Below are 18,369 nucleotides of genomic sequence, written 5' to 3'. Positions count from 1 at the left end.
TTTTATCTGTATAAAGTAAAGTGCCCCATTAATTTTTTCTCTTCTCCTGATAGTTCATTATAATAAATAGTGTACCAGTAATCTCCGGCAGGTAATGGATTACCATCGTAATTACCATCCCATCCTTGTACAAAACCATTATAGTTTGCAATTTTACGAGCATACCTATCATAAATATGTACTCTTATATTATGATAATTTTCAACATCTAAAGGATACCAGTAATCATTAATTCCATCACCATCTGGTGTAAATAAGTTTAACACTTTTATAGATACATAAGTTCCTCTAATATTTAAGGTTACTTCACAACCTCTAGCATCTCTTGCAGTAATTTTATAATCTTTTGTTTGTAAGATAGTAAATTCTTTCTCTGATCCAAAATCACTACCATCAATACTATACTCATAAGGTTCTAAACCAAAATCAGCATTAATTGTAATTTTATTTTTCTCAGAATCATCAATGGTCATTGATAATTCTTTAATATCTAAAATCTCAGGAATATAATTTTCTGGATTATCATTTGAATCTTCAGAACACAATGTTGCAATATGAGTAGCTCTCACTACATAACCATCTCCTGCTGCTACATTGATAAATTCACCTGAAGTATTTGTTATTACTGCAACATTATTATCGTCATATAAAGTATAACTTACTTCATTTGTAAACTTCTCATCAACAATTGCTTTAATAAAATTACCTGTTTCACATGTATACTCAAAATCTACAGTTAACTGTAAATCAATAGGAGTACTTGTTGTTAATTGGCTTAATAATTCTGAAGGACAATCACTACCAGTACCTCTAACACCTATAACATATGTAGTACCTCCGTTTATAAATTCAGAACTACCTAATGTTATTTGATTTTGATTATATGGTATTGGTAATTCTAAATTATTAATACTAATATAATAAGGTGCTGTTCCCCCTTGAACATTAACTGTAATTGTTGGTGTTGGATCATTTAAACAAACCTGTTCTACTACATTAACTAAACTTATTTCCAATGGGTCTGGCTCTACTATTTCAACTTCAAAAGGAGTTAAAATCGTACACCCTTTAACATCTCTAATAGTTACTTGATATATACCTGCATAAAGGTTTTCGAATACACCATTATCTGTAAATTTATTTTCTGGATATAATGGATTTGCTGGTACTGAAACCAAATTATATTCATAATCTCCATTACCACCTATACCTAATGCTGTAATAATACCTGTGTTAGTTCCAAAACAACTTACTTGTTGAGTAACAACAGTAGTACCATCTAATAAATCTGGTTCTTTTATATCATAAGGATCTGTTATAACATAACATATAACACCAAATCTATTAGTACTTCTTACATTAATTTGATAACTACCTACATTTAAATTAGAAAATGTATTTGAAGCTTGCCATGGAATTGTTATTGGTGTACCAGTTTCATTTGTTCCTTCTAATTGATATTCATAATTATTAAAACCGCCAACTACATCGGCTGATAAAACTCCGTTACTATCATCTTTACAAGTAATAAACCCTGAAATTACATTTAATGTTGCTTCTAATGTTTCATAAGTAGCTACTGTAACTGTTGTTTTATCTGAAATACAACCTTTATCATCTTTTACATAAAAAGAATGTGGTCCTGCTGTTATATTATTAAATATGTTTACTGGACTAAAATTAATACCATCGGCACTAAACTCATAAGGTCCTGTTCCTCCTGCTCCTGAAACAGCAACTGTTGCAGTAGGTACACTACAAGTAATATCTGTAGTAATATTTGCTGATGCTATTACTTCAATAGGGTCTACAATAGTAATTGGATATACAGGACTTACACAACTGTATCTATTATCTACAACTCTTATTGTATAATTTCCTGCTGATAAGTTATCAAAAACATTTGATAATTGTGATACTTCTAACCCGTTACTAACGTATGTTAAAATATAGCTGTAATTATTTGCTGCTGTATCTTGTAATTGACCACCTGTTACATTTGTTACAGTAATACTTGCACCAAAATCACCTTCACACTGGTTTAAAACAGGAGGTGCAATAGTCGCAACTAATGGTGTTCCTCCATCTAATGTAAAGCTTTCTGTATGTGTACAATTATTAACATCTTTAACAGTAACATCATATATTCCTGCATCTAATCCTTTTATTATTGAATTGGCGCTATATGCTTGTTTTACATCACCTGTTGTTGTATTTATTAATTGATATGTATAACTACCCCAACCACTTGTTCCTTGTAAAACTACCTCACCTGAATTAGGGTCAACACAAGATATATAAGAAAGTGCTGTTGTTACACCTAAAACTCCTGGTGATTCCAACACCTTAAATGGTGCTGATGATACATCACAAAATGGACTATCTGTCATCTTTACGGTTACGTAATAATCACCAGATTCTAATCCTGTTAATGGCTCAATTACGTTACCCGTACCACTGCCAGTAATAGTTGTTGTTAAACCACCTACATTAAATATTTCATAAGTATAATTTCCGTTATATTCTTCTATTGAACTAAATATTAATTCAGCACTTCCAGAAGGTGTTCCGAAACAAGATACATTATTAATATTGTTAACATTTAATACAAATGTTGGTACTTCGTTTACAATATATTCTGTTGAGAATACACAACCTGTTGCTGGATTTGCTATTGTAATTACATATTTATCAACTGGTAAATTTGTAAATGTTGCTAAATCTGTACCTAAAATAACTGTTTCCGTTTGTATAACTGTTGTAGCAGTACCTGTTATTGTATAAATTAGGTTTGCTATATTTTCAGTTGTTTTTACAGTTATATTTTCTCCTGTATCACAATCTATTTCTTTTGATACTAAAATATCAGCAGCGGTTACTTTTTCAAATGGTAGAATTGTTCTTGTTGTTGTATCAGAACATCCTGCGTCATCAAATACTGTTATTGTTACTGTACCTCCTGCTTCATTAAGTACTGTATAATTAAATGATGAACCTTCTTGTTTTATATCATCTGAAAGATCTGTTGGTGTTCCGTTATCATATACAAATATTGCTTTTTCAAAACTTGGTACATCAGTTGGAGTAACAATTCCACCTTCAATTTTTGATTTATCAATAGTTATTGTAGCTAAATTTGTATCATTACCAACAGTACAATCAAATTCTGTTACAATTATTGCTGGTTCAATATTTATTATTGATTTTTCTGATATAGTTACAGTTTCAGATGTTGAACAACTATTATTTCCTGTTGCTGTTATTGTATAAGTTGCTGCTGGTAAATCAATAAATAAATCAGAAGTAATACTGCCTACAGTATTTGGGTCAGGACTTATAGTGTAACTTAATGGATTAATACCATTATTAGTTTGCGACATTTGTATAACACCTGTAGCATCACCATTACAAATATTATTTATTGTAGCTACTGCAGTAAATTCAGGTTCTATTTTTGATGAAATAGTTACTGGTATCATTATAGAACATTCAGGTGTTGCTCCTGTATCAAAAACAGTAACCTCATAACTACCAATTGTTGTTGGATTAAAAGTTAAAGTTTTAGTTGTCAATAGAGTTCTTGTTACTACTGCACTAGGTCCTGTTATTTGATAATCATAAGTTCCTGAACCTGATAATAAATCTAATACAACACTTGCATCTGGATTTATTGAACAATCTAATTTTTTAGTTTCATTAACTGTAAAAATTAAATCTGGTGAAATAATTACATTCGAAGTTACATCTGGAATCCCAATACACAAATTAGCATCTACCACACTTACAGTATATGTTTCTGTTGGTAAATTTGTAAATGTATGAGAAGTAGCGATAAACACTCCTGTATTTTCTACTTCAACTCCTGCACTATTTGTTAATATGTATTTATAAGTTCCTGAACCTCCTGATGCAGTAACCGTTATAGTTCCTCCTGTTGATAAATCACAAGCTGTGTCATTTTTAGCAACACTAAAAGTTACCTGTGTAGGATTATTAATAAGTATTACTGTTGAAACAGCTTCACATCCACTAATATCACGTACACGTACCGTATAACTTCCCGAAGATAAATTGTTAAATACATCATTATTTCCGTTGGTTGCAAAATCGTAACCAGTAACTATTCCTGATGTATTTTCTAATTGATACTTATTATCACCCCAACCTCCTATTGCTGTAGCGGTAATTGTTGCATTTGCTTCATTAATACAACTAACTTGTGTACTAACTATTCCTGTTACACTTAAAGCAATTGCTGATTCACTAATTGTGAAGTTAGCTGTTTGAGCTGTACAAGATGGTGTATTAAGTCCCATATCAATTGTTACATAATAATCTGCTGCAACTAAGTTTGATATTAGTGTTGGTATTCCTCCTGTACCTATTCCATTAGCTACTGCTACTGGATTGCCAACCATAAATACTTCATAAGTATAACCTAATGTATATATTAGGCTATTAGAACTAAAGTCTAAAACAGCACTTCCATCATTTCCTCCTTTACAACTTATATCTACAATATTTGTAACACCTATACTATAAACTGGCTCTGGATTTACTGTATGATAAGTAATTAATTCACATCCTGTTGTTGGGTGAACTATTGTTATTTGATAATCACCTGTTGGTAAATTATCAAAATCTCCTGATGTTCCGTTTTGTGTTACTACTGCGTAACTGTTACCGTTAATTCCTTCAATTTTAATATCCGCAGATATTCCTGAAACAGTATCAAATGTTACCGTTATATCTTCACCTGTAGTACAAGTTATGGCTTTATCTAAACTTATATTAGGGTTTGTTAAGCCATCAAGTGCAGCTATTGTTGCAGTTGTTGTTCCTGAACATCCTTTATCATCAGAAACGGTAATAGTAACTATTCCTCCTGATATGTTATCAGTATTAAATACAAAACTATTTGAAACGATTGGAGTTTCTGCTGTTCCGCCTGTTGGCGTAAATACAAATTCTACACTTGTATAAGTTCCACTTCCACCTAGTATTGATGATTTATCAATTATTACTATGGCATTATTTGTTTTATTCGTTCCTGTGCTACATGCAAATTCTGTTACAGAAATAGCTGCTGATGGATCTACTATATTGTTTTCTTTAATTGTTACAGGAATATCTGCTGTACATATATTAATTCCTGTTGCTGTTACAATATAATCATCCGCAGGTAAATTTATAAAATCTGTCCCTACTGGTGTAGCTGTAAATGTACCAGCTACGTTATTTATAACATAAGTTAATGGTGTAATTCCGTTAGCTACTGCTGTTACCTGAACTACTCCTGTTAAACTATTCTTACAGATATCATCAACAATAGCTATTGCTGTAAAATCTGGTTCTATTCTTGGTTGAATTTCAATTGTATTTGAAATTCCACATGTTGATGTTGGTAATGCATCAGTATCTGTAACTGTTACTGTATAAGTTTGTGGTGTTGTATTTCCACTTGGAATTGAAATCGTAAATGGATTTGATGTAACAACAACTCCTGTTGATAATAATCCATCAACTGAACCTACAACATTATAGGTATAGTTCGATGTTCCATTTGTCCATGAAGACAATGTTACTCTTACAAGCCCATCCGGTGCTACTGAACAATCTACTTTCTTTGTTTCATTTAAAGAAAAATTAACATCTGGATTTATAGTTACTGTATTTGTACTTGGTACTAATGGAATTCCAACACATAAATTAGCATCAAGAACACTTATTGTATATGTTTCTGCTGGTAAATCTGTAAATGTATGAGCAGTTGCTACAAACACTCCTGTATTTTCAACTTCAACTCCTGTACTATTTGTTAATATGTATTTATAAGTTCCTGAACCTCCTGATGCAGTAACCGTTATAGTTCCTCCTGTTGATAAATCACAAGCTGTATCATCTTCTGTGATACTAAAAGTTACTTGTGTAGGATTATCAACAACAATTACTGTTGAAGGAGCTTCACACCCACTACCATCACGTACACGTACAGTATAATTTCCTGCAGGTAAATTATTAAATACATCATTATTTCCGTTGGTTACAAAATCGTAACCAGTAACGATTCCTGATGTGTTTTCTAATTGATATATCGTATTACCCCAACCACCTATTACTGTTGCAGTAATTGTTGCATTTGCTTCGTTTATACAATTAACTTCTGTAGTAACTAATCCTGTTACACTTAAAGGTATTAAAGCTTCATTAATTGTGAAGTTAGCTGTTTTAGTAGTACAAGCTGTACCCGTTGCACTTGTAGCTGTCAATATAACTTCAACATAATAGCTTCCTGCGGATAAATTATTAATTGTTTGTTCACCAGTTACACCAGTTACTAATCCACCTATTGCAGTATCTGAACTATCATATAATTGATAATCATAAGTACTTGCGTAAATAGCACTTGTTGTCGAAAAATTAAATGTTATTTGTCCATTATTATCAGAATTACAAGTTTCATTTACTGGATTATATGCTATTAAGTCGTATACTGGTGCATCTCCAACAGTGTGTGTTTTTGTTATAGAACAGTTCGTTACTGTATTCAAAACTTTAACTGTATAAATACCTGGTACAAGAAAGCTAGTAAAATTACCATCATTATTATTTTCTAACTCTGTACCCATGCTATCAAGTAAACTATATATTACTACAGGTGTTGTTGTAAGAGGTATAAAAGTCACATTTGCTGTAATTCGTTCTCCTCTATTACAAGTTATTGCATCGGCTATATTTATCTGAATATCATCTAATTGAATATATTCATTAATAGTTGCGTTTACTACATTTGAAGAACAACCTTCATCATCAAAAACTTGTATTTCTACCGTTCCTCCTGATGTATTTGTTGTTGTAAAAGTTAAACTATTACTGTCTTGTATTTCTTGTGTTCCTGTTACAGGTGTATATGTAAAAATAACTTGTGAATAATTACCTGTTCCACCTGTTATTAAATCAACACCACTATTTGGTAAAGTTACTGTTGCTATATTTTCGACATTTGTACCTAAATCACATTCAAATTGTGTTACCGTTGGTGTTGTTGCAACAATTGGTTCTAAATCAATTATAGTAAGTGAAGGATATGTAAATGTACAGCCATTAGCAATTCCTGTTGCTACAATTTCATATTCTCCTGCGGCTAGTGTACTAATTACTAATCCTGGAAGAGCTACGGCTGGTGTTCCTGCTGTAATATTTCTTATTGTAAAACTTAATGGATCTGCTCCGTTAACAATAGGTGATATTGTTATTTCTCCATTTGTAGCACTATCACAAATATTATTTTTAGTGATATTCGCTGTAAAAATTGGTGTAATTGTGTTTGATACTGTAAATGTTTTTTCTAATGAACAACTATTTAGTGTATCAAAAATTTCAATAGTATGATTTCCTGTATTTAAATTGGCAGGTAAAGTAAGAGTAGTTCCTGCAAAAGCTATTGCAGGTAAATTACTATCTAAACTATATTCATAATTTCCTGTACCAGAACCTGTATTCACAGTTATTGTTGCTGTTGCATTATTTGCAGGCATACAGTCTGGTATTGTTATATTAGTAATATCAAAAGTAATATCAGGATATACTGTAAAATTATATGTATTCTCACAACCATTAGCATCTCTTACTGTTAATGTTTGATTTACTCCATCAGGAATACCATTCATAGTATATATTGCTGTAGTTATTGGAGCTGTAAAATTAGTTCCATCTAATGAATACTTGTAAGGAGCTAAACCTCCTGTTGTATTTATATCAATAATATTTACAGCATCACAACTATTTACAGTAACTGAATTAATAGTTGGATTATCACTTACATTTATTGTTTCATTTAAAACAAAAGAACATCCGTTACTATCTGTAACTGTTACAGCAACATCTACAGTAGCTGTAACTGGTGATGGATATGCAACACTTACAATTCCACTATTATTATCAACTGTTGCAGTTGCACCTACTGCAGTAACAGTGTAAGTATATTTAGGAACTGTGTTATTAGGGAACCCACCATTTATATTTTCTATACGTATTTGACCTCCTGTATTACAAGTAATATCTCTCAATATATTTAAATTTCCTGTAAAAGGAGTTCCTTTTAATATTTCTACATCCTTACTACCCCATTTACAAATATTAGGAAATGTACCATTTAAAGCATCTTCAATAACAATAAAATATAATCCTGAAGACAATCCTTGCAATAAAGGTTCTGGAGTAGCTACTGTATTTAATGTAAAAGGATATACTGCTGTACTTGGTATTGTACCGTTAATTCCTGCTAATGGAACATCAGTAAAACCATCATATAATTGCCAGTTTAACTCTTTTCCATCTAAAATAGTATCTGTATCTTCTATTAAAAATGATAACTCACCATTATCAATAGCACCAGGACATGATTGATTTGTGGCTGTTGGTGTTATAGTAACATCAAAACCTGTATTTGTAGGTTCAGTTGCTTGATCTTGTGCTTCTGCAATACAAGTTGTACTTGTATCTCTTACATAAAAATCATATTCGATTCCTGGAATTATATTTGTAAATATTTTTCTTCTATAATCAGAACCTACAGCATTTGTATTCGTTCCTGATAAAACAGGATCTTCAGATGCATACCATGTTAAGAAACCAGGAACTGTTGATGGATTTAGAGGATCTGGTGTTAAAGAAAACTCAAAAGGACCAACTCCATCAATTGCTTCAACTGTTACTGTATATCCTGTTGAACAATTACCAGGAACAATCTGAATTACTACCTTTAATCCGTTTACACTATAAGGCATTACAAAAATACCATTGTTTAACTGACATCGTACAGTACCATCTGTGTTTAAAATTCTAATTGCTGGTCTATATAATGTACCAGGAGTTAAACCCCTTACATTGTATAAATTATCTCCAGGAGTTGGATGTGGCGCTACACTTACTGAAGTAGAAAGTGTATTCATATTTGTCCAACCTGTATTAGTATTACTATCTAATGTATATTCTACAGTATAAGGTGCATAACTTGCTAAATTTAACGAACCAAAATTAAAATCTAAACCAGTATTAGTTGCTGTTATATCTTCACAATTTTCAGGTAAAATAGGTTCAATATTTAACACTATTGGAGGTAATTCAATTAAATCAAATATTTTAGTATCTGTACAACCAAGACTATCAGTTATTTCAACTTCATAATCTGTTCCTGCAGGGATACTATTAAAACTAAAATTAGGTAATGTATAATTATTTAACGTTGTTATTATTGTTCCTAAATTATCTTTTAATGTTATGGTATGCTCAATTTCTCCAGTACCTGCTGTTATAACACCATCTACACTTCCTAAATCACCATTACACTGAGGGTTGTTAGGTGTTAATATTATTTTAACATCTGGTACATCATTTATAACAATGTTTGGTAAACTAATTGAACAAGCATTTGCACCTCCATTTTTATCTTGAACAGTAACCGTATAAGTTGCAGCTGTTGTTATGGCTATTTCATTACCAGTAATAGTTGTACCTGCTGATGGGTTTATCGTATATTGATAATTACCATCTCCACCATTTGGTGTAATTACTATTTTTCCTGGATCACAACTAATATTTGTTGGTGTTACAAAAGCGGTTAATTCTGGGTTTATAGTTATAGTATCTGTTACAACACACATTGATTTGTCACGCACACTAATACTGTGTGGTGAAGGTGTATCTGATAAACCAGTAATAGTATATTCTAAAGGCGTAATTGATGTTGGCGTTAATGATTGCCATCCACCATTATTTGTATTAATTTGATAATCTCCATTTCCATTTGTTACGGTTACAACGATAGTTCCATTAGTACCATCATAACAATATTCTGGTGTTAAATTAAAAGTAATATTTTCCTTCGGATTAACAATAACTTCAACAGCATCTGATGAACAGCCTAATCCGTTTTTATCCGTAGCAATAATAGTATATGTTCCTACTCCAATACCTGTTAATGTACTTCCTAAAGAAGTATTAGTATTATCAAAAAGTTCGTAAGTATAAGGTGCAATTCCTGTTCCGCCAATAGCTTGTATTGTTGCTCCTACTTCAGTACCTGTTGCATTACATGTAATTTCTTGTATTACTGATGCTTTTACAGTTACTTTAACTGGTTGATTTAATGTTTCTGTTGATACAGCTACATCACAAAGTGGTGCTATTGCATTTTGCCTAACCCTTATATCATAACTTCCATCTGCTAAAGCTGGTATTATAAATGTATTTGTTGATGCAGTGTTCCAGTTAGTTCCATTATCTGTAGAATACTGATATGGTAATGTTGCATTTACAGCTTCAATAGTAATAGTACCATCTGATGCTCCAAAACATAAAGGATTCGTTGTATTAGTCACTGTTGCTCCAAAGGCTTTATCTGTATCTAAAGTTACAGTGATATCAGTCGTACAGCTACTTCCATAAGCTACCGTTATTACATGTGGTGTTAATTGTGAAACATTATTAAAAACTCCAGTATTATTATCTGTTGTTGCATTACCATCTAATGTGTAAGTGTAACTAGCATCAAGAGGAGTTATTGTTATATTCCCTGTTCCATCACAATTATATGTAACTGCACTTACTAATACTGGTGTTGTTGGTAAACCTTTTATTTCTACTTGATTTAAAGCGATATCACAATCATTCGCATCTAATACTTTTGTATCATAAATTCCTGCGGCTAATCCTGTTACTGTAGTTCCTGTTATAGGTGTAAAATCAGTAATTGGTGCACTAGCTAATTTGTAATAAAAAGTATAACCTGGTGTTCCATCTGTAGGGTTTGTAAAGTTTATTCCTCCTTGAATAGTACCTCCTGATGCATTACACATAAAATCTACAGGTGTTGCCGTACCTCCTACTAAAGCAGATGGTACTTTTATTATTTCTGTAGCAACTGGTGTTTGTGAACATCCATTAGCATCTTCTATACTGATAGTATATGTATCATCTGCTAATCCTGTAAATTCATAGTTTAATAAACTACCTGTTTGTACTACTGGTGCAGATACTAAACCTGTTACAGTTACTGTATAATCTGCTGTTCCATTTGCGACTACAACTTTTATTGTTCCTGTTTCTCCAGAACATTCTGGTTGTGTAGCTGTTGTTGTTATTGTTGGATCAACTATTCGTGTTACTATTTTTGTTGTTTTAGATTCACAAAAATCAGTTCCTAGAGTTCCTGTTCCTTTATGATCTCTTACATAAATATCCCAAGTTCCTGCAGCAATAGTTGTTGGTTTTGTTACACTAAAACCTGTTGCTGCTGCTCCACTAGTTACTACAGCATATACGTAATCTCCATCTCCACCTGTTGCAGTTATTGTTAAATCTCCAGACTTACAGCTTTCGTTTGTTGTTATTGCTGATACTTCTAATTCTGGTAAAATAGTTGCCGATTTCGTTAATTCACAAGCAAATTTATCAGTTACTGTAATATTATAAGCTGTATCTGATAACCCTGTAAATGTGTACTCATTTGGAGTTACAGGATTTGGCATATAAACAGTTACCCCATTATCTCTACTAAATGTATATTCTCCATTTCCACCTGTTACTATTACTTTAATAGTTCCGTCATTAGCACCACTATAACAAAGTTCTGGTGTTAATTCAAAAGCTATATCTTCTTTAACAGCTACTGTTATAGGAAATGGAACTGATGTACATAATTTAGAATCTGTTGCAATTATAGTATAATCTCCTGCAGATAAATCTGTAAATACATCACCTTGAGATACTCCTGCATCATTAAATAATTCAAAAGTATAAACTGCCCCATTTCCACCACTTGCTAATGGTGTTATCGTTGCCCCTGTTGCTGGAGTACACGTAATTTCTTTGGTTACTTTTGTTAACGGATCTACAATTACTGCTGATGGATTTGTTAATGTTTTATTTAATATTACATCACAACTTGCTGTTGTAGCTCCTAAAGGACGGACTTTAATTTCATGATTTACACCTCCGTTAAATCCTGATATTGTAAATGGATTACTTGTTGTTGCTACCCAAATTATACCATTAAAGTATTCAAAAGTAGCTGGTGTTATTGATGGAAAAGAAACCGTTACCTCTATCTCTCCATTTGATTCTCCTATACACACAGGATTTGTTTCATCCGTTATTGCTGCTGTAAATTTCTGATCTGCTTTAACCTCTTCATTAATAGTTACAAAACAATTACTTCCATAAGCTACAGATACCGTATGAGTTCCTACTGATACATTTTCAAAAACTCCTGTTGTATTTGTTTCTACACCTAAAGTATAACTATATATTATTGGCAATACTGCTGCTGGCGTTGCTGTTACTGTTATATTTCCTGTTCCATCACAATTATAAGTTACTCCACTTGCTAATGTTGGTTCAGTTGGTAAACCTTTTATTTCTACCTGATTTAAAGCTCTAACACAATCTTCTGCATCAGTCACTTGTGTATCATAAGTACCTGCTGCTATATTAGATACTGATGTTTCTCCAGCTAACAATGGTGTATAAACGGTATCAGATGTTAATTTATAAGAATATATATAATCTGTTGTTCCACCTATTACTTCTGAAAAAGTAATTGTTCCTGATATAGTTCCTGAAGTACTACATGCAAAATCAGTTGCTACTGCTTTACCATTCTCTAAAGCTGCTGGTACACTTATATTTTCTATAATATTTATTGATGGACAATCATTAGCGTCAATAATTACAATAGTATGATTACCATCATTTAAACCACTTATTGATTGCTGATTACCTATTATATCTTGTGGTGTTCCTCCATCTAAAGTATATTTAAAAGGAGCTATTCCATTTGATATGTCTAAATCAATTGTTCCTGTTTCACCAAAACATTTAGGTTGTGTAACTGTAACAGCTACTGTTGGATTATCTATTTTAGTAATTTTAACAGCTATTTCTGATACTTGGCAGAAATCAGTTCCTCCATTTTTATCTCTTACATAAACATCATAAGTACCTGCTGCTACATCTATAGGATTTGTAGTACTAAAATCACCATTTGCAACTGTATTTCCTGTAGGGATTACAGCAAATATATAATTTGTATCTCCTCCTTCAGGAGTTATAGTTATTTGACCTGTTTTACAGGTTTCATTAACAGACGTAGTTGTTAATTTTAATTGAGGATAGATTAAATGTGATGTTTGTGGTGATACACAACCTGAACTATCTTTTACGTCTATTGTATACGTTTTTGATGTTGTTGTTGGTGGATTTAAACCATTTGTTTCATCAAAAGTAAACGTAGTTGCATCAACATCAGTAGGAGTTTCCCAAGTAATTCCTCCATCAATACTAAATTGATATTTTCCGTTTCCATCTGTTACATTTACTACAATTTCTGCATTTGAACCATTGTAACAATTATTTGTAATTGAAGCAGTATGAACTACATCTTCAGCTGCTTTAACTTCTACTTCAACAGGTGTACAAACTACTCTGTTAATTTCTATTTTTACATCATCAATAAAATTACCATAACTATCACCCCCAGTTGAAGAAACTGCTTCAAAAGCAATTACAGTAGTTGTTTGCCCTGCAGGTACAATATATGGCGTTGCGCCTGAAGAATATTGTCCCCAAGCAGTATTATCATCAGACATTGTTGCTTTAATAGTTCCTGTAGCAAGACTTCCTCCTATTTTTACTGTAGCAACATCAACACCTGACCTACCTCTATGTACTACCGACCAAGATATTACATCTCCTGGTTTTGTACAAAATTCTTGATATAAAGCACCTACTTTATTTGCATTTAATTCAGCAAAAGATGTACCTTCATAAGGAGGTACTCCTTGAAAACTATTATACCAAATTTCGATTTCATTGTTTTCAGGTTCTGTTGTATCCCAGCCTGGAATTTGAGATTCATCACGTATTAAATAACCATTTCCTGTTGCTGATTTTTCAGGGTGATCTTCAAATCCTCCATTTTCAAATGGATTTACAGTACAACCACATTGGTCACAACGTCTACTATCAAGTAGTAATATTTTATAATTTGTAGCACTTGGTGCTATATTTGTGTATATATATTGATCACTGACAGAGTTTTGCCAAGTAATACCATTATCTATACTAAACTTGTACGGAGGTACTCCACCATCTGCAACTACTGTTATTGTAGCTTTTTCAGTACAAGTTGCTTCAGTTGTTACAGTTGCCGATGTTAATTCTAATACTGGAGGTTCTCCTATTTTTATAATACCTAAATCAACAGGGCAAGTAACTTGATTTGGAGCAATACCTGTAACTTCTCTAATAAGCACGTGATAATCTCCTTTTGGTAAACCTACAATTCTATATGGATTATCTCCTGTTTCTTCCCATGTAGTTCCATTATCTGTAGAATATTCATAACGTCCATCATAAAAATTCTTTGCATCAATAGTTATTGCACCATTATCTGAACCATAACAATCACTATCTTCTTTACTTATAAAAGTCGCTTCAAATTGAGTTCCGTTAACTGTTACATTAATATCTGTTGTACATGAACTTCCATAATCTACTATGAAATTATGAGCGCCATCAGGTACATTATAAAATATATTATTACCTGTTTGTTCTAATGCTCCTAACTTATAAATATAATTTGCGTTAAATGGTGTTATAGTTACAGTTGCTGTAGTATCACAATTTAAAGCTATTGAACTTCCTAAAGTTGGTGCTGTTGGTAAATTAGGTATAGTAATACCTGGTAAAGTAAACTCACAATTATTCTTATCTTTAATTACTAAAGTATAAGCTATATTTGTTAAGCCTATTTTTATTGGATCTGTTGTAAAATCACCATTAATACCATATGTGTACGGAGGTGTTCCTCCTCTTGTTTTTGTTATATCAAAAGTTATAGTTCCATCTTGAGCACATGTATAATCTTGTGTTTGTGATGCTTCTGCGTATAATGCTTCTGTTTCGGTAATTTCAATATCTGGAATTTCATATAAACATTGAGCACTTCCTTTAGTAGCACGTATGTAAACAGTATATAAAGTACTTGGTGTTGTTGCATCTAAATTATTAAAAACTCCTGAAGCAAACCAGTCTGTATTATTAATACTATATTCTATTGCATAGCCAAAATCATCAACTACTTGAGCATTTGTGATTCCTTTATCATTACAATTTACAGGTGTTTCTGTATGTGTAAATGTTAATGGAGCTTCTATAATAATTTCAACTTCATTTGAAAAACTAGGGCAATCGTTTGAATCTATTATTACAAAGACATATTTACCTTCACTTCCGTTAGGAACAGAATAAGTATTATTTGTTGTAAAAAGAGGATTTGTTGAAGAATAAGCAGCTATCGGTATACTTGCTACATCGGCATATAATGGCGTACCATCTTTTGACCAAACAGCATATGTATATGTTTCACCAGCAGCGGTATCAATAGTTCCTCCAGCTCCTGTTAACGTAATAACTCCTGCAGAACTACCATTTAAACAAGTAATATTTTTAGTTATTGATGCAGTTACAAAAAGAGGATCTGGCTCAACAACATTAGTTATTGATTCTTCAGAACAATCTGCAGTAGTTGCTTTAACAACATATAAACCATCATCTGTTACATCAAAAGAAAAATCTTTATCCGTTGTTGAAGGCAATGTAGCTACAGTTAATCCTGTAGCACTATTAATTAATGTATATGTAAAAGGACCTGGTGCATCACCATTTAATTGTCCTATTATTTTTGCAACACCACCTTCACACTCCATATTTATTATTGGAGCGACTGTTAAACCTAAAGCTTGTTTTTGAATATTTATGTTAGAAAAAGGAAAACTACATGCTGCAGATGTTGAACCTTTTAACCTGATAATTAAATCATAATCTCCTGGTTCGGTTAAGTTTGTAAAACTATTTAAATCTTGAAAAGGAGCATTATACCCTGCAGGACCTGTTAAACTATATTCATAACCTGCTGGCACACTATTTACAGTAATACTACCATTAATATTACAAACAATATTTTCCTTATCAATAATAGGTGTTAAGCTCCCTGTAAACACATTAAAATAATAGGTAGAAGGGCATTGACCATCATATAAAACCTCAATTTTATATTGACCAGCTGTTGCAAAACTCATAGAAAAAGGAGTAGTAGGTACTATTTCATCCCAAGAACAATCAGTAGCTATATTAGGACAATTATTTTTTAACGGTAAATCTGTTGGCTTGGTTAAATCACAGGGCTTCGTTTCATCTAATTGGAACCATCTTACAGTAGTTGCAGTTGCTCCTGTAAATGGTAAATTTATATCTCTAGAATCTCCTGCTCCACATAAATATATTTCAACTAAATCAGATACCGGATTAAGACAGTTTACAACTTGATCTGCAAAATCAATTAAAGGGTTTGGTACTGTATTATAATCTACAACATTTATAGTTTCTGTAGAGTTATCACAACCTGAAGTAGATACTTTTTTTACTATATAAGTTCCTATTTGGGTTGCTGTATATGTTTGTGTGTTTGCTATTTCAGTACCTGGATTATTTGTATTTTCCCATGAATAAGTATCAAAACCATCACCTGCTGTAAGAACAACATTACCTCCACAAAGAACTTCTGTACGTTCAAATGCACAGCTACTTATATTTATTAAAAAATTTGAAGTACCTGGTATACCTAAACCACAAGGTTCAATACCAGAAAGACTTGGGTTATCATTTATTTGATTATAACCAGGCGTATAACCAATATCTGTTGGATCTAATCTAGATAAATCTCTTTCATAACTCGAAAATGCTTGATTTTCTACATTATTAGCACAAGAAGCTAATAAATCACTACAATCATTAGTTACTTCAACTTTCATTCTTATAGAATATTCAGCACCACCCATTTTCATTAAATCATCTGGTACAGAAAACTCTAATTTACCTCTAAAACCATTACCTGCTGCAGGTGGATCATAAGTATAAGTTATACTAGCGTCTGAGACAATAATATCTGCTGGTGATAATGTTACATTTTTAGGTAATTCATCTATAATTTTTGTCTGCTTTGCATTATCAGTACCTACACTTTTAAAAGTTAACTTATAAAATAATTCACTTCCTAAAGGTATTAAGTCAGTACTAAGTATAGGGACACCTGCAGCAGTTTCTACCGTTTTCACTAACTTAACTTCTGGTTCAATAACCTCAATAGACATAGCATTTAAAAAAGGATAATAAATATCCCCTGTAGAAGTAAATCTAACATCAGCTGAAGTTTGATTATTATCAATAATACTATTACCTGTATTATCTAATTTAATTTGATCTACATCAAAACCAAATGTATTTTCACTTGCAGGTTCTCTTGATAATAAACTACCTGCATAATAAGAATCATAAACAGTTATACTTCCATCAAAAAAATCACCTTGAATATTTAGATTATTATAAACCTCTATATAAGAACCTGTTTTATCCTTAAATTCATAAATATCACCAGGTATATTTCTATCTCCCTCTAAAGCTCCCAAAATTAATTCTGCTTTAACATTACCTGTTGGAATTGTTTGAAAACCTGAATAAGTTAATTCTACTTCATTGTAAGCAACTTCAGCATATCCATCAAAAATTGAAATATTTTTCTTTGTTTCAGTATCATTTTTATAAACAATAACCATTGTCCAACCTGCTGAACCACCACTAGCTGGCTGCCCTTCACTTGCTGTTATGTTTGCTGCAGTATAAGTACCATTTGGATTTGCTTCTGCTTGTACCAAGGCGGTTACATCTTTAAAACAAGTATATAAGCTATTCGTATTACTTATAACTTCTCTATTATTATTAGTGGCACTAATATCAATATAATTAGTAGAAGAAGGTAATTTAAACTTCATATCACGATAAACCTCTCTACCTCCAGTATATACAGCTGACCAATATAAACCGGCATATACAACACGTGAACAATTAGGTAAGTTTAAGGTTGCAGTACTTGACGAAAAAGTATCATCAACTCCATTATTATCAACATCAACATAACCATCTACGTCAATATAGTACATATTATTTCCGTTATTACCTTTATCTCCATTATAAGGATCTTCTGGCTCTGATAAAACCCAATTTGGTCCATTTACCCACTCACGTATATTTAAAATATTATTAGCAATAAAAGTCATGTTACCACGTACATTTATAGACTCACGCTGTTCAAAACTATTTGGTTTTCTTTCAGAATTTGATTTATCAATCCATTTATCTTTTTGTTCTGCTAAATTTGGAGTAACTGTATCTAAAGTTTGTGAAAACGAAATTGTTATCACAAATAAACTGGCTAATAAAAGTATTTTTTTCATCATGTTATGAAAATTA

The 18,369-nt window shown here is 31.9% G+C and carries 1 protein-coding gene; it reads right to left on the bottom strand.

Translation table 11 applies throughout. The features are described 5' to 3' along the window. Positions 1 to 2: 2 nt before the first annotated feature. Positions 3 to 18,356 carry a T9SS type B sorting domain-containing protein gene (locus tag AB0T67_RS01260; protein ID WP_369218802.1) on the bottom strand — a complete coding sequence of 6,118 codons (18,354 nt, stop codon included), beginning with the start codon at positions 18,354 to 18,356 and terminating at the stop codon, positions 3 to 5. Positions 18,357 to 18,369 lie beyond the last annotated feature (13 nt).

Source organism: Tenacibaculum salmonis (assembly GCF_041053065.1).
Classification (GTDB): domain Bacteria; phylum Bacteroidota; class Bacteroidia; order Flavobacteriales; family Flavobacteriaceae; genus Polaribacter; species Polaribacter pacificus_A.
The sequence above is the reverse complement of the archived record's forward strand: the minus strand, read 5'-3'. Positions and strand labels throughout refer to the sequence as shown.

Excerpts from the sequence above, each read along its gene's own strand:
- AB0T67_RS01260 (WP_369218802.1), bottom strand. The coding sequence starts at position 18,356 with ATGATGAAAAAAATACTTTTATTAGCCAGTTTATTTGTGATAACAATT.